This window comes from Citrobacter sp. LJND-P06, from assembly GCF_058188415.1.
The window spans coordinates 3,366,733-3,385,194 of the sequence record NZ_CP187317.1; the positions used below are offsets into that span (position 1 = coordinate 3,366,733).

General features: G+C 55.2%; 16 protein-coding genes. 10 read left to right on the forward strand and 6 right to left on the reverse strand.

Translation table 11 applies throughout. The features are described from left to right. Nucleotides 1–211: 211 nt before the first annotated feature. Nucleotides 212–2,626, reverse strand: a complete 2,415-nt coding sequence (ybbP, locus tag ACO7SM_RS16050) for a putative ABC transporter permease subunit YbbP (RefSeq protein WP_490468355.1) — start codon at nucleotides 2,624–2,626, stop codon at nucleotides 212–214. Beyond that, on the reverse strand, nucleotides 2,623–3,309 hold the full coding sequence (ybbA, locus tag ACO7SM_RS16055; protein ID WP_490468356.1) for a putative ABC transporter ATP-binding protein YbbA: 687 nt from the start codon (nucleotides 3,307–3,309) through the stop codon (nucleotides 2,623–2,625). Before ybbA ends, ybbP begins: the two co-directional genes overlap by 4 nt. On the opposite strand from ybbA, the gene tesA reads away from it, so the two are divergent. The 3 genes from tesA to ACO7SM_RS16070 are packed head-to-tail and all read left to right on the forward strand — an operon-like array spanning nucleotide 3,277 to nucleotide 5,617. Further along, nucleotides 3,277–3,903 (forward strand): multifunctional acyl-CoA thioesterase I/protease I/lysophospholipase L1, encoded by a 627-nt coding sequence (tesA, locus tag ACO7SM_RS16060; protein ID WP_490468357.1) that lies wholly within the window; start codon nucleotides 3,277–3,279, stop codon nucleotides 3,901–3,903. The genes ybbA and tesA overlap by 33 nt on opposite strands. 28 nt (nucleotides 3,904–3,931) lie before the next feature. After that, entirely contained in the window at nucleotides 3,932–4,702 is a 771-nt protein-coding gene (locus ACO7SM_RS16065; protein WP_192611440.1) for an SDR family oxidoreductase, read from the forward strand. Nucleotides 4,703–4,762: 60 nt separating this feature from the next. Then, nucleotides 4,763–5,617: a co-chaperone YbbN gene (locus ACO7SM_RS16070; RefSeq protein WP_490468358.1), complete on the forward strand. Its 855-nt coding sequence runs from the start codon at nucleotides 4,763–4,765 to the stop codon at nucleotides 5,615–5,617. Nucleotides 5,618–5,661: 44 nt separating this feature from the next. On the opposite strand, the gene fetB is transcribed toward ACO7SM_RS16070, so the two are convergent. Further along, a complete protein-coding gene (gene fetB / locus ACO7SM_RS16075; protein ID WP_490468359.1) occupies nucleotides 5,662–6,441 on the reverse strand; it encodes an iron efflux ABC transporter permease subunit FetB in 780 nt (259 codons plus the stop codon). After that, nucleotides 6,428–7,105, reverse strand: coding sequence for an iron efflux ABC transporter ATP-binding subunit FetA (fetA, locus tag ACO7SM_RS16080; protein WP_490468360.1), 678 nt, complete (start codon nucleotides 7,103–7,105; stop codon nucleotides 6,428–6,430). Before fetA ends, fetB begins: the two co-directional genes overlap by 14 nt. 149 nt (nucleotides 7,106–7,254) lie before the next feature. Between fetA and ACO7SM_RS16085 the strand changes: the two genes are divergently transcribed. Genes ACO7SM_RS16085 through ACO7SM_RS16100 form a run of 4 tightly spaced genes read left to right on the forward strand, consistent with a single transcriptional unit; the run spans nucleotide 7,255 to nucleotide 11,495 of the window. Further along, a complete protein-coding gene (locus ACO7SM_RS16085; RefSeq protein WP_192611436.1) occupies nucleotides 7,255–8,172 on the forward strand; it encodes an SPFH domain-containing protein in 918 nt (305 codons plus the stop codon). Then, entirely contained in the window at nucleotides 8,169–8,633 is a 465-nt protein-coding gene (locus tag ACO7SM_RS16090) for an NfeD family protein (protein WP_490468361.1), read from the forward strand. The genes ACO7SM_RS16085 and ACO7SM_RS16090 overlap by 4 nt, the downstream gene beginning before the upstream one ends. 22 nt (nucleotides 8,634–8,655) lie before the next feature. Next, entirely contained in the window at nucleotides 8,656–10,809 is a 2,154-nt protein-coding gene (locus tag ACO7SM_RS16095) for a PA5441 family protein (protein WP_490468362.1), read from the forward strand. Continuing rightward, entirely contained in the window at nucleotides 10,779–11,495 is a 717-nt protein-coding gene (locus tag ACO7SM_RS16100; protein ID WP_490468363.1) for a DUF3142 domain-containing protein, read from the forward strand. Before ACO7SM_RS16095 ends, ACO7SM_RS16100 begins: the two co-directional genes overlap by 31 nt. Here ACO7SM_RS16100 and cueR read toward each other — a convergent pair. Then, on the reverse strand, nucleotides 11,492–11,902 hold the full coding sequence (cueR, locus tag ACO7SM_RS16105) for a Cu(I)-responsive transcriptional regulator (protein WP_490468364.1): 411 nt from the start codon (nucleotides 11,900–11,902) through the stop codon (nucleotides 11,492–11,494). The two genes, ACO7SM_RS16100 and cueR, sit on opposite strands and share 4 nt — an antisense overlap. Nucleotides 11,903–12,009: 107 nt before the next feature. On the opposite strand from cueR, the gene copA reads away from it, so the two are divergent. The 3 genes from copA (at nucleotide 12,010) to ybaK (ending at nucleotide 16,138) form a co-directional block, all read left to right on the forward strand. Beyond that, nucleotides 12,010–14,511, forward strand: coding sequence for a copper-exporting P-type ATPase CopA (gene copA / locus ACO7SM_RS16110; RefSeq protein WP_490468365.1), 2,502 nt, complete (start codon nucleotides 12,010–12,012; stop codon nucleotides 14,509–14,511). Nucleotides 14,512–14,664: 153 nt separating this feature from the next. Next, nucleotides 14,665–15,459 (forward strand): TraB/GumN family protein, encoded by a 795-nt coding sequence (locus ACO7SM_RS16115; RefSeq protein WP_490468366.1) that lies wholly within the window; start codon nucleotides 14,665–14,667, stop codon nucleotides 15,457–15,459. Between the two features lie 199 nt (nucleotides 15,460–15,658). Further along, on the forward strand, nucleotides 15,659–16,138 hold the full coding sequence (gene ybaK / locus ACO7SM_RS16120) for a Cys-tRNA(Pro)/Cys-tRNA(Cys) deacylase YbaK (protein ID WP_490468367.1): 480 nt from the start codon (nucleotides 15,659–15,661) through the stop codon (nucleotides 16,136–16,138). A 522-nt stretch (nucleotides 16,139–16,660) separates the two neighbouring features. Here ybaK and ushA read toward each other — a convergent pair. Next, complete coding sequence (gene ushA, locus ACO7SM_RS16125; RefSeq protein ID WP_490468368.1) at nucleotides 16,661–18,313, reverse strand: bifunctional UDP-sugar hydrolase/5'-nucleotidase UshA; 1,653 nt, start codon at nucleotides 18,311–18,313, stop codon at nucleotides 16,661–16,663. Between the last annotated feature and the right edge of the window lie 149 nt (nucleotides 18,314–18,462).

Here is an 18,462-nt window from a genome sequence, read left to right on the forward strand (position 1 = left end):
CCTGAAAAATTCACGCGTCGCCAGGCGACATGAATTCTGACGGGGATAGCCTGCTAATTATTCAGCATGTGAATATTAACTTTTATTGGCACTGCTGTGTTGGCGGGTTTTTAATGATTTGTGCTACTAAATATCAAGGAGTTATCAATTTGTGCCATATAATGGGTACGCGCCAGTATAAAAACTGGCGCGCAATCATCATATATATAAATTAATTATTGAATTGACGGAACAGCGCTTTGCCTTTTAAAAGACGAACGCCCAGCCATCCGCCGCAAACGGAGAGTAACAGTGCGCCACAAAAGGGCAGCACAATCCACAGTCGCCAGTCAGGCTCCCACGGGAAGTCAAAAACGCGGGTTTGCAGCACGGCCAGCGCCGTTTCAGCGCCAATGGCCGCCACCAGCCCGGAAACCAGCCCCAGCATGGCAAACTCGCACCACAACGTGGTACGCAGCAGTTTTTTACCCGCGCCCAGCGTACGCCAGACCACCAGCTCCTGATGACGCTGGCGCATACCAACCTGCACCTGTGCCAGCAACAGCAACATGCCGCAAGCGGTCACCAGAACCACCATCACCTCCAGCGCCCGACTGACCTGCTCCAGTACCTGAGCCACCTGTTTGAGGATCGCGCCAATATCCAGCAGACTGACCGTAGGAAACTCGCGGTTCAACTGCGTCAGCATGCCATTGCCGTTCTCCCAGCGAAAACTGGTGAGCCAGCTTTGCGGTTGCCCATCCAGCGCGCCAGAGGGGAAAATAAAGAAGAAATTGGGGCGCAGACTTTCCCAGTCCACCCGGCGCAAACTGGTGACCTTCGCGCTGAACGCCTGGGTATCGCCCATAAAGGTCACGGAATCCCCGAGGCTGATATTCAGGCGTTTCGCCAGCCCCTCTTCGATTGAGACTTCCCCGACGTTTGGCGGCCAGTTTCCGGCCGTGATCGGATTATGGTTTGGGCGAATATCCTGCCAGGTCAGATTGAGTTCGCGGTTAAGCGCTTCATCCTGATTTCCCTCCGTGGGTTTCCCGTTAATGGCCGTCAGCCGCGCCCGCACGATCGGGTAGAACGCTTCGGGGATCACCTGATGCTCCGAGAGGAACGCCTTCAGGGGCGTCACTTGTTCCGTCGCAATGTTCAACAAAAAGTAATTTGGGCTTTCCGGCGGCATTTGTTGCTGCCAGCGATCGAGTAAATCGCCGCGCAGCACCAGCAGTAGCGCCAGCAGCATAAAAGAGAGCGAAAACGCAGAGAGCTGGCTCAGGGTGGACCAGGGCTGACGCAGCAGTCGGCTCACCGCTAAGCGTAACGGCAGCGAAGTTAATGTCAGGCCACGCAGGACATTCAGCAGCATCCAGCCTAATACCCCGCACAGGAGCGCCAACACCACCGCGCCCGCCAGAACCGCCCACAGCAGCATACTGCCGCCCATTAACCCGGCTAGCAGAGCAACCACCACCATGCTCACGACCGGAAGATAGATTTTCAGCGGCCAGACGTTTGCCACCACATCACGGCGTAACACCCGCAGCGGCTGTGTCGCTAATAGCAGTCGATAGGGACGTAGCCCGACCAACAGAGAGATCACGGTCATCGTCCCCAGCGCCCAAAGCCAGGGCCAGGGACTGGCCGGGGGCAACTCAGCAGGCAAAACGGGCCTGAGCAATATCATCAGCACGTTTTCGAACAGCAGCCCAACGCCGCCGCCCGTTATCGCAGAAAGCGCCAGTACCATTAACCACTGACCGATAATTAGCTTACGCAATTGTGCGCGACCGGCCCCCAGCGTTTTGAGGATGGCGACCAGATCGTAGCGGCTACGGCAGTAATGGCTCATCGCAACGGCCACGGCAGCCACCGCCAGCAACAGCGTTAACAGCGCCGAAAGCAGGAGAAATTGCTGCGAGCGTTCCAGCGACTTACCCAGCGCCCCGTCGTCCTGTTCCAGTCCGTACCAGCGATGCTCTGGTTTAAGCTGCGGCAGCAACCATTTTTCATAACCGTCGAGCTGTTGCGCCGTTCCACCAAATTTATAGCGCCATGTGACGCGACTCCCCGGCTGCACCGCCCCTGTTTTTTCAACATCGGCGATATTCATCATCAGGCGCGGCGCCATCTGGAAAGGGTTAAAACCCGAATCCGGCTCCTGAATCACCTCCCCGGCAATACGCAGCGTTGCGTCGCCAACGTCAAGGGTGTCGCCGGTTTTCAGATTGAGTAGCGCCATCAGGCGCGGAGCCAGCAGCACAAAACCGGGTTGTGGTTTTAACCCAGGCGGCTGGGTTTGCAGTTCGCCGTACATCGGATAGACACTGTCTACCGCTTTGACATTCGCCAGTTGTGGCGTATCGCCGGCGAAGGTCATGGTGGCGAACGTCAGTTGCTCTCCCACTTTCAGCCCGCGTTTGCGCGCTTGCTCAATCCACGCCTGCGGCACCTCGCGAGAACTGCGCAGCGCCCTGTCTCCCGCCATAAACTCGCGGCTTTGCTGGCTGAGTCCCTTTTCCATACGATCGCTGACCTTGCCAAGCGCCAGCACACACGCCACCGCCAGACTCAGCGCCAGCCAGACAATCAGTAATGACGGGGAGCGCCATTCGCGCCAGAACCAGCGTGCAATCATGCCTCCTCCCGCAACTGCCCATTGACCAGCCGCAGACGCCTGTCGCAGCGTGCCGCCAGTTGCGGATCGTGCGTCACCAGAATCAGCGTCGTGCCATGTTCGCGGTTGAGTGAGAACAACAGGTCGGCAATCTTATCGCCGGTGTGTCGGTCGAGATTACCGGTTGGCTCGTCGGCAAACAGCACATCCGGGCGACCATTGAACGCCCGCGCCAGCGCCACGCGCTGCTGTTCACCGCCGGAAAGCTGCGCCGGAAGATGGTCCAGCCGTTTTCCCAACCCCAGTTGTTCGAGCAACGCTTTCGCGCCTGCGCGGCTTTGACCGCTGTTCTCACCGCGCAACAACGCAGGCAGTTCGACGTTTTCCAGCGCGTTCAGCGTGGGGATCAGCATAAAGGACTGAAAAACAAAGCCGACATGCTGCGCGCGTAGCTGCGCACGCGCCTCTTCGTCCATCGCGTGCAACGGTTTGCCCACCAGACTCACCTCGCCGCTACTGCCGTCATCCAGACCGGCCAGGATCGCCAGCAAGGTGGATTTCCCGGATCCCGACTCACCAATCAGCGCAAGGGTATCGCCGCGTTTGACAACCAGTTCAACTCCGGTAAGGATGGAAAGCTCATGCTCCCCCTGACCGACGGACTTCTTAAGATGATGAACTTCAACAATGTTTTCCGCTGGCATCTGCCCTTCCTGTTCCTGATTCTGTTAACCTTCCGCGCCGCCGCAGCGGATACGTTACTGATTCTGGGCGACAGCCTGAGCGCCGGATACCGTATGTCGGCCAATGCCGCCTGGCCAGCGCTCCTGCATGATAAATGGCAGACCAAAACAACGGTGGTCAACGCCAGTATCAGTGGTGATACCTCACAACAAGCGCTGGCGCGCCTGCCCGGGTTACTGCAACAACATCAACCCCAGTGGGTGCTGGTAGAACTGGGCGGCAATGACGGTTTACGCGGATTTCAGCCTCAGCAAACGGAGCAAACGCTGCGTAAAATATTGCAGGACGTTAAAGCCGCAAACGCCAAACCGCTACTGATGCAAATACGTCTGCCCGCAAACTACGGTCGTCGGTATAATGAAACCTTTAGCGCCATCTATCCGAGACTTGCCACAGAGTTCGATATTCCGCTTCTGCCCTTTTTTATGGAAGAAGTTTATCTGAAACCCCAATGGATGCAGGACGACGGCATTCATCCTAATCGCGACGCTCAACCGTTTATCGCCGACTGGATGGCGAAACAATTGACGCCATTAGTTAACCACGACTCGTAAATCAACGGAGATCCTGACAGGTAAAGTTATGCAAAAATCGGTCTTAATAACAGGATGTTCCAGCGGAATCGGTCTGGAAAGCGCCCTGGAACTCAAGCGCCAGGGTTTCCAAATCCTGGCGGGCTGCCGCAAACCCGAAGACGTCGCGCGTATGAACAGTATGGGCTTCACCGGCGTTCTGCTGGATCTGGACTCACCCGAAAGCGTGGATTGCGCGGCCCAGGAAGTACTCGCCCTGACCGATAATTGTTTGTATGGGATCTTTAATAATGCCGGTTATGGCGTTTATGGCCCGCTCTCAACCATCAGCCGCGAGCAGATGGAACAGCAGTTTTCCGCCAATTTCTTCGGCGCACATCAGCTCACCATGCGTCTGCTGCCCGCCATGTTGCCGCACCGCGAAGGGCGCATAGTTATGACCTCCTCGGTGATGGGACTGATTTCCACGCCAGGTCGCGGCGCTTACGCGGCCAGCAAATACGCGCTGGAGGCCTGGTCAGACGCGCTGCGTATGGAACTGCGCCACACGGGGATCAAAGTCAGTCTGATTGAACCCGGCCCTATTCGCACCCGCTTCACAGAAAATGTAAACCAGACGCAAAATGACCAACCGGTAGAAAACCCCGGTATCGCCGCACGGTTTACGCTGGGGCCGGAGGCCGTTGTCGCCAAAGTACGCCACGCGTTTGAAAGCGATAAACCCAAATTACGCTACCCCGTCACGATGGTGACGTGGGCCGTCATGCTACTTAAACGCCTGCTGCCAGGGCGCATAATGGACAAAATTTTACAGGGGTGAGTTGAAGCACGTATCTCAGCCCCCATGTAAAAGGAAATATAGACAAAAGAGAGCGACTCCATGTCCGTACAGAATATTGTTAACATTAACGAATCCAATTTGCAGCAGACCCTTGAACAGTCAATGACCACCCCGGTTCTGTTCTATTTCTGGTCTGAGCGTAGCCAGCACTGTCTGCAACTGACGCCCGTGCTGGAAAGCCTGGCTGCACAATACAATGGTCAGTTTATTCTGGCGAAACTGGACTGTGACGCGGAGCAGATGATCGCCTCCCAGTTTGGTCTGCGTGCTATCCCAACCGTGTATCTGTTCCAGAACGGTCAACCGGTGGACGGTTTCCAGGGGCCGCAGCCTGAGGACGTTATCCGCGCGCTGCTCGACAAAGTGCTGCCGCGTGAAGAAGAGCTGAAAGCGCAGCAGGCAATGCAACTGATGCAGGAAGGCAACTACGCAGAAGCGCTGCCGCTGCTGAAAGACGCCTGGCAGCTCTCCAGCCAGAACAGCGAAATCGGCCTGCTGCTGGCGGAAACGCAAATTGCCCTCAATCGCACCGAAGAGGCCGAAGCGGTATTGAAGACCGTGCCATTGCAGGATCAGGACACCCGTTATCAGGGACTGGTCGCACAAATTGAACTGCTGAAACAGGCGGCGGATACCCCGGAAATTCAGCAATTACAGCAGCAGGTTGCAGAACACCCACAGGATGCCGCACTGGCCGCGCAACTGGCACTACAACTGCATCAGGTCGGGCGTAATGAAGAAGCGCTGGAGCTGTTGTTCAGCCATCTGAAGAAAGATCTCTCTGCCGCTGAGGGTCAGGCGCGTAAAACATTCCAGGAAATTCTTGCGGCGCTGGGCACCGGCGACGCGCTGGCCTCAAAGTATCGCCGCCAGTTGTACGCCCTGCTCTATTGATTGATGCCGGATGTCGCTATCGCTTATCCGGCCTACAGTGAACATCACGACTTCTTCAACTGCGCCACCACCAGCTGGTGGCGCGCATTGTAAAACTTCCGGTAGGTTAAATAGCAGGCAATAATGGTCGACAGGCTGGCGGTTGAGAGCAGCATAAAGGTCACCATAATCTGATATTTAATCGCTTTCACCGGATCAATACCGGCAAAAATAAGCCCTGACATCATCCCCGGTAAACTCACCAGTCCCACCGTTTTTGCCGAATCTATCGTCGGGATAAGCGACGCGCGAATGCTGTCGCGGATAAGTCCGGCAGACGCCATTTTTGGCGTGGCGCCCAGGCTGAGCTTTTCCTGAATCTGCTGTTGTTCGCTCGTAAATCGCTGACCGAGATTGTTGTAGCACAGACCGACGGCCACCATCGCGTTCCCCGCAATCATGCCGGAAATGGGGATCACCTGCATGGGAACAAATTCAATGGAGCCAGAAAGCACCAATACCGCCAGCGTTAAGCCCGCCCCGGAGGTAATCGCGATAAACGATGAGATAAAGGCTTTGTCGATATATTTACTGCGTTTTTGCGCGTTATACGCCGCATTAAAACAGATGAATAACACCATCAAAATGGTCAAAACGGCATGATTAACGCCGAATATGTATTTTAAGACATAGCCCACAATGACAAGCTGAACCACCGCCCGGCAGATACTCCAGAGAATGTCTTTCTCCAGCGCCAGTTTTTCTTTGTGGCTAATCATCATCGCCACCACCACCAGCATCATCGCGAATGCCAGAGATTCATTGGTAATATTATGCTCGTTCATAGGTTGCCTCCTGCATTTCTCCGGCATGAGGCTGGAGCGTTATCACTTTATCCGCATGGTTTATTTCATCTTTATCGTGAGTGACCCATAACACACCGATATTTTTGTCGCGGACATAATGATGGATGAGATCGTTCACATTGCGTTTATTGCGCTCATCCAACGCGCTGGTAATTTCATCCAGCAGCAGCACTTTGGGCAGAAACTGTAAGTTGCGAATTAAGGCGACCCGCTGTTTCTCACCCCCTGAAAGTTCCGTAATGCTCTTGGTCAGGATCGCTTGCGATAATTCAACGCGCGCCAGATCGGCGGCAAATGCGTCAGGATCCGGCTGTTGATGGCGGATCTGCCACGGGAAAATCAGATTATCGTAAACCGTGTCACCAAACAGCGCGGGCGTCTGGGCGCAATAAGAGACTTGTTGACGGTAGTGTTCGGGATTCAGGGTTGTTATTTCCTCCCCGGCAAACACGATCTCGCCGTGGCTTGGGCTTATCAGCGATGCCACAATTTTCAGCAGCGTGCTCTTACCACATCCTGAAGGGCCGGTAATCAGCTTAAACTCCCCCGCCCTAAGATTAAAACTGATGTTATTCAGAATGTTGGTAGCGCCAGCCTGGTATCCCACCCTATTTAGCTGGAGCAAAATGCTTTCTTCTTTCATTACACATCCGTTTTTCATGTTTCTGGCAAAAATGTAGTGTATCCCTCTAATGACCAGGAGGTAACTCACTATGATTAATCAGGTATAATTGATTAACAGAGACAATAAAAATCGTATTTAACATGGACAACACTACAGGAGGTTTATCGATGCTTATCTTTATCCCGATTCTTATTTTCGTCGCACTGGTGATTGTCGGTGCTGGCGTCAAAATCGTTCCGCAGGGATACCAGTGGACGGTAGAGCGGTTTGGTCGCTATACCAAAACGTTGCAGCCGGGTCTGAGTCTGGTGGTGCCGTTTATGGATCGCATTGGACGAAAAATCAATATGATGGAACAGGTTCTCGACATTCCATCGCAGGAGGTTATCTCTAAAGATAACGCCAACGTTTCGATTGATGCGGTCTGTTTTATTCAGGTGATTGATGCGCCGAAAGCCGCGTATGAAGTCAGTAATCTGGAACTGGCTATCATCAATTTGACCATGACGAACATCCGTACCGTGCTGGGCTCGATGGAGCTTGATGAAATGCTTTCCCAGCGCGACAACATCAATACCCGCCTGTTGCACATTGTTGATGAAGCCACCAACCCGTGGGGGATCAAAATTACCCGCATTGAAATCCGCGATGTTCGTCCCCCGGCGGAGTTGATCGACGCCATGAACGCACAGATGAAAGCGGAACGTACCAAACGTGCCTATATCCTCGAAGCCGAGGGGATCCGCCAGGCGGAGATCGTCAAAGCCGAGGGTGAGAAACAGTCCAAAATTTTGATCGCCGAAGGTGATCGTCAGTCGGCATTTTTACAGGCAGAAGCCCGCGAACGTTCCGCCGAAGCGGAAGCCCGCGCCACGCAAATGGTTTCCGACGCGATTGCCTCCGGGAACATTCAGGCGGTCAACTATTTCGTGGCGCAGAAATACACCGAAGCGCTGCAAAAAATTGGTTCGGCTAACAACAGTAAAGTGGTGATGATGCCGCTCGATGCCAGCAGTCTGATGGGCTCCATCGCCGGGATCACCGAACTGATTAAGGACAGCGCCAGCGAACGGAAAAACCCATGATAGAGATGATCCTGTTACATCCGCATCTTTTTTGGCTCAGTCTCGGCGGTCTGTTGCTGGCCGCTGAGATGCTCGGCGGTAACGGCTATCTGCTCTGGAGCGGCGTGGCGGCGGTGATCACCGGATTCACGGTCTGGCTCTTGCCACTCGGTTGGGAGTGGCAGGGAACGCTGTTTTCCGTGTTAACCCTGCTGGCAGCGTGGTTCTGGTGGAAGTGGCTGACGCGGCGCGTCAGCGAGCAAAAACCGTCAGACAGCCATCTCAATCAACGCGGGCAACAACTGGTTGGCCGCCGGTTTATTCTGGAGACTACGCTGGTCAACGGGCGTGGTCACATGCGGGTCGGCGACAGCTCCTGGCCCGTCAGCGCCGAACAGGATCTCACTGCCGGTACGCATGTCGAAGTCATCGCCGTAGAAGGCATTACGTTGAAAATCAAATCGGCGTCATCAGAACAATAATCATCAGGGAATAAAGACTATTATGGCCAGGAAGACTCCCCTAACACTCGCCCTCTGCGCGCTGCTGGCGGGTGCGCCACAGGCATTTGCCTCTTTCGATATCGAGGACTGTACGTGGAGCAGCAAAAACTGCCTGCTGAAAGGCGTTCCCGTACTGACTCCCGGAAATGATACCCGCGACAACCTGCTGCGCTTATTCAGCGAAGCAAAATCATTCGCACTCCCGGTGCAGTCGATGCCTGCGGATATCACCCGTTCCCGCGATTACTATTTTGCCTATCATCCGCAATGGGACGCCGTGAGCGCCCCCACAGCGCCAACCGCGACATCCAGCGAGAACCCGACGCTGACTCAGCAAGCGACGGCGTTGCAACTCGATCCGGCAGAGGTAGCGCGTCTGAGCGAAAACGACAGCGGACTGGAAAACCGCTACGTCTCGAACAGCAGCGACGGCGTGAGTCAGTTTTTCGCGGCGCTTATCAATGACGCTACGCTGACGCCGGAACAACGTCATGCGCTGGCGCAGGCGCGCATGGGGATTTGGAGCGGCGCCACTGCGGGGCAAGTTTCTGAAGCACTTGCAACGCTTCCGGCGAATTCCTCTGCCCTGCTGTACAAAACGTATCTGACCGGTGCCACCTATTTCTACACTGAAGATTACAAATCCGCAGAGCAGGATTTCACCGCCCTGGCGAACAGCAAAAATCCATGGCTGGAAGAGACAGCGCAATACATGCTGATGCGTACGGCGCTGAACAAAAGTAGCCAGCACAGTACCGGCGAATACGGCGATTTTGATATCAGCAAGATAGACCAGCAGTTTGCGAAGCAGGCGCAGGAAGCCGCACAGCATTATCTGCAACGCTGGCCGCAAGGCCTGTATGCCGATTCAGCTCGCGGCATGTTGCGCCGAATCAACTGGTATCAGCAAGCGTGGCCGCAACTGGCAACATTGTATGAGCAGACATTCCAGCAGGCGGAAGATCCTGACGCGCTGCGTCGTCTGGTGACCGAATACGATAATGTGTACGGCATGCGCTTCTACAACGCCCCGTTCACGGAAGCATTCCCTGATGCGCTCCAGATAAGCTACATCGAATTGTTACGCGCGCTGCGTCTGAACAGCGACCAGAAACCAACGCTGACCCAAGCCCTTCTCGACAACAGCAAACCGGTATTTGAGAAAGGTGGAAAAGCGCCGCTCTGGCGCAACCTGCAGCTTAATCTGTGGATGGCGACGGACAACTATGCCGCTATCGTTCAGGCTGTCACCCCAGCCCAACAGCTTCCGGCCCAGGATATTCTCGCCTTCAGCGAGCAGGTGCTGTACGGCGAAGCGCTGATGGGGCAACAACAGTGGCAGGCGGCGCGCGATTTCTGGCAACAGTTGCTGAAACTCAGCAAAGATAACGAGCAGCAGCAGTATCTCCAGGCGAAACTGGCGGCAACACTGGTTTATAACAACGAGATTAACGCGATTTTTGCCCCGCAAAGTCCGGTGACCAACCTGCGATTCCGCTCCCGGGTGCTAAAAACACAGGCCCCACTTGAACTGTTGCGCCAGTTGGCAAGCCAGGGAACGAATAATGAAGAGCGCACCATCGCCCTGCACACGCTGCTGGTGCGTGATCTCACCGAAAACCGTTTTAGCGACTGGTTAACCGACATCAAACGGGTGAAGGCGATTACACCTCCGGTCATCGGTGAGGCCTTCGACGACGTGAATCTGAGCGTCTTTGACTGGGACGGCAGCGCAGCGGATGCCGGATATGTCTGCCGCGGCCTGAGTGAAACGGTAGGCGTTCTGAGCAAAAAAGCCAACGACGCGCATGCCCTCAACTGCCTCGGCGAATTTTTCCGCACCACGCAAACCCATGTCGATTTATGGAAAGACGGTGCGGGAAACGCGGCGCTGGAGGCGGCCATCGACCGCAAACACCCGTATGGTCAGTATGATCGCCAGAGCTACTATCAGCAGGTTATCGCCTCACCGAAAGCGGAACCCGAGGATAAAAGCTACGCCCTTTACCGCGCCATCATGTGTTATTCGCCATCCGGGATGAACGAGTGCGGCGGCGAAGAGGTCGATAAAGGACAGCGCAAAGGCTGGTTCACGCAGTTGAAAACAGAATATCCGGGTAGTCCGTGGGCACAAAAGCTCAAGTACTACTGGTAATCGCACTGCTGACAGGTCAGTCGCAGGCGGCAGACACCGTCAATGCCCGCCAACACCAGGCGTTCTGGCTGTGGTCTGGCGTGAAAGCCAGCGCTGACCTGAAAAATGCGCAAACGGTCTACCTGCATCAGGGCGAGGTACTGACACGCTCAGGCGAGGTGGTCTTTCAGCGTCTGGGATTGCCGGTGAGTCGTCTGACGTTTCCGACGCTCTGGCTCACCGTGCGTTTTACCACGCTTGACGTACCGGAGGCGATCCCGGCGCGGATTGTCCACCTGATGCAGCGCTGGCAAAAAATGGGCAACCAGGTCATTGGCTTGCAGGTCGATTTTGACGCCGCCACTCATCAACTGGCGGACTATGCGGTTTTTTTGCGTCAGTTGCGCCAGCAGTTACCGCCCGAGTTTGCCCTTGGCGTGACCGGATTATTGGACTGGGCGAAAACGGGCGATATCGACACGCTCAACGCGCTACCGGTGAATGAACTGGTGGTGCAAAGCTATCAGGGGCGTCATACGGTCGACAACTACGCGCACTATTTACCCGCGCTGCAACGGCTGCGCATTCCCTTTAAGCTCGGGCTGGTGCAACACGGACGTTGGGACGCGCAGGACGACGCGCAGCTCAGAACCTCTCCCTGGTATCGTGGCACCGTGGTGTTTATGCTCAAACAGCCTGGCAACTAAGCCTGCGCTTTGTGATGACAGCAGCCAGAAAGATTGTCGATAATCGGACACGCTGCGCTGTCATCGCCGGGACAGGAGTCCGCCAGCGCCAGCAGTTGCCCGCGCATCGCCTGTAGCTCGCTGATGTGCCGTTCAATTTCGGCGACTTTCTCCAGCGTACGTTTTTTCACATCGGCGCTGTGCCGCCCCGGATCGTTAAACAAATTCACCAGTTCGCCGCACTCTTCGAGGTTAAATCCCACCTGGCGCGCCTGACGCAATAACGTCAATTCATTCAGATGTTGCTGGTTGTACGTGCGATATCCATTTTCGCTACGCAGCGGCGGTGTCACCAGCCCTTTCTCTTCATAAAATCGAATCGCTTTACTGGTTAGCCCGGTTTTTTTCGCCACATCGCTAATATTCACATTTCCCCCTTGACCTTCCCCTTGATGGAAGGTTTAACCTTTATAACAGTTAGTCAATACGATTACTCAGGTCAATCACTATCTGACCATTTTAAAGGAGTTTTGTTATGTCTCAAACCATCGACCTGACCCTGGACGGCCTGTCCTGTGGTCACTGCGTCAAACGCGTAAAAGAGAGTCTTGAGCAACGCCCGGACGTGGAACAGGCGGACGTTACCGTCACTGAAGCGCACGTCACCGGTAGCGCCAGCGCCGAAGCCTTGATCGAAACCATCAAACAAGCCGGTTATGGTGCTGAGTTAAGCCACCCAAAGGCTAAACCGCTGGCGGAGTCATCAACCCCGTCGGAAGCGCTGGCAGCGGTCCCTCCTGAGCTTCCGGCAGCAACGACCGATGATGACAGCCAACAACTGCTGTTAAGCGGCATGAGCTGCGCCAGTTGTGTTTCCCGGGTACAAAATGCGTTGCAAAACGTTCCGGGCGTCACGCAGGCACGGGTAAACCTGGCGGAACGCACTGCGCTGGTGATGGGCAGCGCGTCCGCCGCCGATTTAGTGCAGGCGGTGGAAAAAGCCGGCTACGGCGCAGAAGCCATTGAAGATGACGCAAAACGCCGGGAACGCCAGCAGGAGACCGCCGTCGCCACCATGAAGCGCTTTCGCTGGCAGGCGATTGTCGCGCTGCTGGTCGGCGTACCGGTGATGGTCTGGGGGATGATCGGCGACAACATGATGGTCAGTGCCGATAACCGCAGCCTGTGGCTGGCAATTGGCCTCGCCACCCTGGCGGTAATGGTTTTTGCGGGCGGCCATTTCTATCGCAGCGCGTGGAAGAGCCTGATGAACGGCGCCGCCACGATGGATACGCTTGTCGCACTCGGTACCGGGGTAGCCTGGCTCTATTCAATGAGCGTCAACCTGTGGCCGCAGTGGTTCCCGATGGAAGCACGCCATCTCTATTATGAAGCGAGCGCCATGATAATTGGTCTGATTAACCTCGGACACATGCTGGAAGCGCGCGCCCGTCAGCGCTCGTCTAAGGCGCTGGAAAAACTTCTCGATTTAACGCCACCGACGGCACGCGTCGTCACCGAAGAGGGTGAAAAAAGCGTACCGCTGGCCGACGTTCAGGCCGGTATGTTACTGCGACTGACCACTGGCGATCGCGTGCCGGTCGATGGTGAAATCACCCAGGGCGAAGCCTGGCTGGATGAAGCGATGCTCACCGGTGAACCCATCCCGCAGCAGAAAGGCGAAGGCGACAGCGTACATGCCGGGACGGTCGTTCAGGACGGTAGCGTGTTGTTCCGCGCCAGCGCGGTCGGCAGCCACACTACCCTGTCACGAATTATCCGCATGGTACGCCAGGCGCAGAGCAGCAAACCAGAAATCGGTCAGTTGGCCGATAAAATTTCTGCCGTCTTTGTACCCGTCGTAGTGGTGATTGCGCTAGTGAGCGCCGCTATCTGGTATTTCTTTGGCCCGGCACCGCAAATTGTCTACACGCTGGTGATTGCCACGACGGTGCTGATCATTGCCTGTCCGTGTGCGCTGGGGCTGGCAACGCCAATGTCGATAATTTCCGGCGTGGGTCGCGCCGCTGAATTTGGCGTGCTGGTTCGTGATGCCGATGCCTTACAACGCGCCAGTACGCTGGATACAGTGGTCTTTGATAAAACCGGCACGCTGACCGAAGGGAAACCGCAGGTGGTGGCGATCAAAACCTTTGGCACAACAGACGAAGCCCAGGCGCTGCGTCTGGCGGCGGCCCTTGAACAGGGCTCCAGCCACCCACTGGCCCGCGCCATTCTGGAAAAAGCCGCAGAGGCAACGCTGCCGCAGGTGAATGGCTTTCGGACGCTGCGCGGTTTAGGCGTGAGTGGTGAAGCGGAAGGCCATACCCTACTGCTGGGTAACCAGGCGCTGTTAAATGAACAGCAGGTGGATACTACTGAAATGGACGCGGAGATTTCAGCCCGTGCGTCACAGGGTTCAACCCCGGTTCTGTTGGCGATTGACGGCAAAGCGGCGGCCTTGCTGGCGGTACGTGACCCTCTGCGCAGCGACAGCGTGGCGGCGCTTCAGCGTCTGCATCGTGCGGGCTACCGTCTGGTGATGTTAACCGGTGATAACCCGACAACCGCCAACGCGATTGCCAAAGAGGCGGGTATTGATGAGGTGATTGCGGGCGTCTTACCGGACGGCAAAGCCGATGCAATCAAACGCCTGCAAAGTCAGGGGCGTCAGGTCGCCATGGTGGGCGATGGTATCAACGACGCACCGGCGCTGGCGCAGGCCGATGTGGGTATCGCGATGGGCGGCGGCAGCGATGTGGCGATTGAAACCGCCGCTATCACGTTGATGCGCCATAGTCTGATGGGCGTGGCGGATGCGCTTGCCATCTCACGCGCCACGCTGCGTAACATGAAGCAAAACCTGCTGGGGGCGTTTATCTATAACAGTATCGGTATCCCGGTGGCCGCCGGTATTCTGTGGCCGCTCACCGGTACATTGCTTAACCCGGTCGTCGCCGGCGCGGCAATGGCGCTCTCTTCGATTACCGTGGTGAGCAATGCCAACCGTCTGTTACGGTTTAAACCGAAAGAGTAAATCTTTGCCGGATGGCGCTAACGCTTATCCGGCCTACAACGCTCGCGCAAAATGGTTGGCCGGATGAGACGCCAAAGCATCTCCATCCGGCAATTCACGCATTGCGCCTTCCCGAACCACGCGCTAGCATGGAGTTCTACTAAGGGAGGTCGTATGGATCTGATGTACTGGGTAAAATCGTTCTGGCGCGCACTGCGCGGTAACCATTATACCTGGCCTGCCATCGACGTTGTCTTACCCGGTAATCGTCATTTTCATCTGGTCGGCAGTATCCATATGGGCAGTCGCGATATGGCGCCCCTCCCTGCTAAATTACTGAAAAAACTCAGACAGGCCGATGCGTTAATCGTTGAAGCCGATGTTTCCGGCGACGATACCCCGTTTGTGAATCTCCCCACGTTTGCCGCGCTGGAAGAACGTATCAGCGAAGAGCAGTTGCATCATCTGCATAAAGTCACCGATGAACTGGGGATCTCCGCGTCTCTCTTCTCAACCCAGCCGCTGTGGCAAATCGCCATGGTTTTACAGGCAACCCAGGCGCAACAACTGGGGCTGCGCGCTGAATATGGTATTGACTACCAGTTGCTCCAGGCAGCGAAGCAGGCACAAAAATCGATTATTGAGCTGGAAGGGGCGTCCAGTCAGATAGCGCTCCTGTGTCAGTTGCCCGATAACGGTCTGGCGTTGCTGAACGATACGCTGGCGCACTGGCACACCAACGCCAGGCTACTGCAACAGATGATGAGCTGGTGGCTGAAAACGCCGCCGCAAAATAACGATCTCACACTGCCGAATACCTTCAGTCAGTCGTTATATGATGTGCTGATGCATCAGCGTAATCTCGCCTGGCGGGATCAACTCTACGCCATGCCTCCCGGCAAGTACGTCGTCGCGGTAGGGGCGCTGCATCTTTATGGCGAAGGGAATTTACCGGAACTGATGCGCTAAAAAAATGGCCAATATTTCTATTGGCCCGTCAAAGAGGAATTTCATCTTTATTATTATGCCGGACGCATGTCCGGATCTGCCGATTGTCGCTCAAAGTTGATGCAACTGCCAATACCTATTGCGCAAGATTATACTATTTTTTCGTCTGTCTTCGGACGTATGCTGAAGGCATATCACGTTTGTAGTAAGAAGGACCGTTATGACTCCCGCCGTTAAGTTGCTCGAAAAGAACAAGATCCCGTTTAACATCCATACCTACGATCACGACCCAAATGAAACAAATTTTGGTGACGAAGTGGTGCGTAAATTAGGATTGAATGCCGATCAGGTTTACAAAACGCTGTTGGTTGCCGTGAATGGCGACATGAAACAACTGGCCGTCGCCGTCACGCCGGTGGCCGGACAGTTGGATCTGAAAAAGGTCGCCAAAGCGCTGGGCGCCAAAAAGGTCGATATGGCTGACCCGATGGTGGCGCAACGTACGACAGGATATCTGGTGGGCGGCATCAGTCCGCTGGGGCAAAAAAAGCGGCTGCCGACGTTGATTGACGCGCCCGCCCAGACGTTCGCCACTATTTTTGTTTCAGGCGGCAAACGCGGGCTGGACATTGAACTCGCGGCAGGCGATCTGGCCTCTATTCTGAATGCCAAATTCGCCGATATCGCCCGCCGGGATTAAGTGTTTTGCCGGATGGCGACGCAAGCGTCTTATCCGGCCTACAGATTCATACCCGCTCCATGGTTATTTTTTGCTGAATGACAGCTTACACGCAGCGCCCCGTAGGCCGGATAAGCGTCAGCGCCATCCGGCACAACGGATCCATACCCACCACATAGTTGTTTTTTGCTGAATGACAGCTTACACGCAGCGCCCCGTAGGCCGGATAAGCGTCAGCGCCATCCGGCACAACGGATTCATACCCACCCTGCGGTTATTTTTTGCTGAATGGCGACTTACACGCGGCGCCCCGTAGGCCGGATAAGCGCCAGCGCCATCCGGCACAACGGATTCATACCCGCTCCGCGGTTGTTTTTTGCTGAATGACAGCTTACACGCGGTGCCCCGTAGGCCGGATAAGCGTCAGCGCCATCCGGCACAACGGATTCATACCCGCTCCATGGTTATTTTTTGCTGAATGGCGACTTACACGCAGCGCCCCGTAGGCCGGATAAGCGCCAGCGCCATCCGGCACAACGGCCATTATTGCCAGCTCACTTCCCCTTTAGGTTCGTAAGTACTCGCATCCAGTGGTGAGTTCTGCTCAACGTACTGTTTAAGCACTTCCGCATCGATAAATCCGGTATTCACGTAACCGGGTTTATTGTCGATTCGCGGATAGCCGTCACCGCCCGTGGCGTTAAAACTCAGCGTCGCCATCCGGTAGGTTTTTGCCGGATCAACGGGTTCATCCTTGATTTTTAACTCATTGAGCTTACCGTCCTTCGCCACAAAACTGACGTTGGCGAACTGCGGATACGCGCCGGAGTCCGGCTTCATTTGCGCCACGGCGGTCAGATAATCAATCACCTCTTTCCCGCTCATGTCGGCATATACCACGATGTTGCCGAACGGTTGTACCTTCAGCACGCTTTTATAGGTGATATTGCCGCCTTCAATGGAATCACGAATACCGCCACCGCTCATCACGCCAAAGTCAGCGCTGGTGCGCGCCATTTGCGCTGCGAGCAGCAGATGTCCCATGTTGGTCTGCACAAAACGGACTTTACTGCGATCGCCTTCCAGGCGACTGTTCACACTGCCAATTTTCACATCCAGTTGCGCTTTGCCTTTATTCTGGAAAGGCGTCAGCAAAGAGAGCATCTGTTGATTCTCAGCGATTTCCGGGGTGTAAAGTACGCGCTCACTCTTCCCGTTATCCCAGGTCACTTTCTTCTTCAGATTCACGGGAATGAGCTGGTAGCCCACCATTTTCATCTCGCCATTACGGAACTCAAAATCGGCCCGCCCGACGTATTTCCCCCACTCATGCGCCTGCACAATCCAGATGCCATTTTGTTTGTCCGGCGCGCAGGGCGTACCCGGTACATAATCAATCTGCTTTTTATTTTCCGCTGCCATACACACCGGATCTTGTGAGTGACCACCCACAATCATCGCCAGCGCCCCTGCTGGCAGGCTTCGCGCCATTTCGACATCGCCCGGCGCGTTCGACCCGTGATTCCCGTTGTCATAGTGCCCCATGTGTGTGGTGGCGATAATGACGTCCGGCTTTTCGTTGATCTGTAATTCCTGAATCACCAGCCTGGCTTCATCAGCGGGTTTGCGGAACTCGATGTCGGTGAAAAACTCCGGGTTGCCAATTTTTGCCGTATCATCGGTAGTTAAACCGATGACGGCGATTTTCAGATCCTGTCGCTTAAAAATAGCCCAGGGTTTGAACAGGCGTTCACCGGTGCTTTTCTGATAGATATTGGCAGAAAGAAAAGGAAACTTAGCCCACTTTTCCTGCTGGCGAAGCACGGTAAGCGGATTATCAAATTCGTGGTTCCCGACGGCCATCGCATCATAGCCAATCAGATTCATCCCCCGGAAATCCGGCTCCGCATCCTGCAGGTCAGACTCTGGAACGCCGGTATTAATATCGCCGCCAGAGAGCAACAGCACGCTGCCGCCTTCCTGTGCAACCTCTTTACGAATACCGTCGACCAGCGTTTTTTGTGCGGAAAGGCCGTACTCGCCGTATTCGCTACGCCAGAAGTGACCATGATGATCGTTAGCGTGCAGAACCGTTATTTTATAGGTTTTATCTTTCTCATACGCCTGCACAGGCTGGCTCGCCAGTGCGAACGCGGCGAACACAGCCAGCGCCACACCCCGCTTCAAAAATTTCATTCTTCTCTCCCTGACCCAAAATCAACCGCTGAAATTACAATGATATGAAATAATAGCCGAAAATGTTTTCAGAATTGAGACTTCCTTCAAACACCATCCACAGGTATGTTAGTCAGGTAATAATTACAACGCAGACTATCTCCAACATC

What these genes read in the sequence shown, in the direction of transcription:
- ybaK (WP_490468367.1), top strand. Translation starts at nt 15,659, where the DNA reads ATGACTCCCGCCGTTAAGTTGCTCGAAAAGAACAAGATCCCGTTTAAC.
- ybbP (WP_490468355.1), bottom strand. Translation starts at nt 2,626, where the DNA reads ATGATTGCACGCTGGTTCTGGCGCGAATGGCGCTCCCCGTCATTACTG.
- ACO7SM_RS16065 (WP_192611440.1), top strand. Translation starts at nt 3,932, where the DNA reads ATGCAAAAATCGGTCTTAATAACAGGATGTTCCAGCGGAATCGGTCTG.
- ACO7SM_RS16115 (WP_490468366.1), top strand. Translation starts at nt 14,665, where the DNA reads ATGGATCTGATGTACTGGGTAAAATCGTTCTGGCGCGCACTGCGCGGT.
- ACO7SM_RS16095 (WP_490468362.1), top strand. Translation starts at nt 8,656, where the DNA reads ATGGCCAGGAAGACTCCCCTAACACTCGCCCTCTGCGCGCTGCTGGCG.
- ACO7SM_RS16085 (WP_192611436.1), top strand. Translation starts at nt 7,255, where the DNA reads ATGCTTATCTTTATCCCGATTCTTATTTTCGTCGCACTGGTGATTGTC.
- ACO7SM_RS16070 (WP_490468358.1), top strand. Translation starts at nt 4,763, where the DNA reads ATGTCCGTACAGAATATTGTTAACATTAACGAATCCAATTTGCAGCAG.
- fetB (WP_490468359.1), bottom strand. Translation starts at nt 6,441, where the DNA reads ATGAACGAGCATAATATTACCAATGAATCTCTGGCATTCGCGATGATG.
- ushA (WP_490468368.1), bottom strand. Translation starts at nt 18,313, where the DNA reads ATGAAATTTTTGAAGCGGGGTGTGGCGCTGGCTGTGTTCGCCGCGTTC.
- ybbA (WP_490468356.1), bottom strand. Translation starts at nt 3,309, where the DNA reads ATGCCAGCGGAAAACATTGTTGAAGTTCATCATCTTAAGAAGTCCGTC.
- ACO7SM_RS16090 (WP_490468361.1), top strand. Translation starts at nt 8,169, where the DNA reads ATGATAGAGATGATCCTGTTACATCCGCATCTTTTTTGGCTCAGTCTC.
- copA (WP_490468365.1), top strand. Translation starts at nt 12,010, where the DNA reads ATGTCTCAAACCATCGACCTGACCCTGGACGGCCTGTCCTGTGGTCAC.
- fetA (WP_490468360.1), bottom strand. Translation starts at nt 7,105, where the DNA reads ATGAAAGAAGAAAGCATTTTGCTCCAGCTAAATAGGGTGGGATACCAG.
- tesA (WP_490468357.1), top strand. Translation starts at nt 3,277, where the DNA reads ATGATGAACTTCAACAATGTTTTCCGCTGGCATCTGCCCTTCCTGTTC.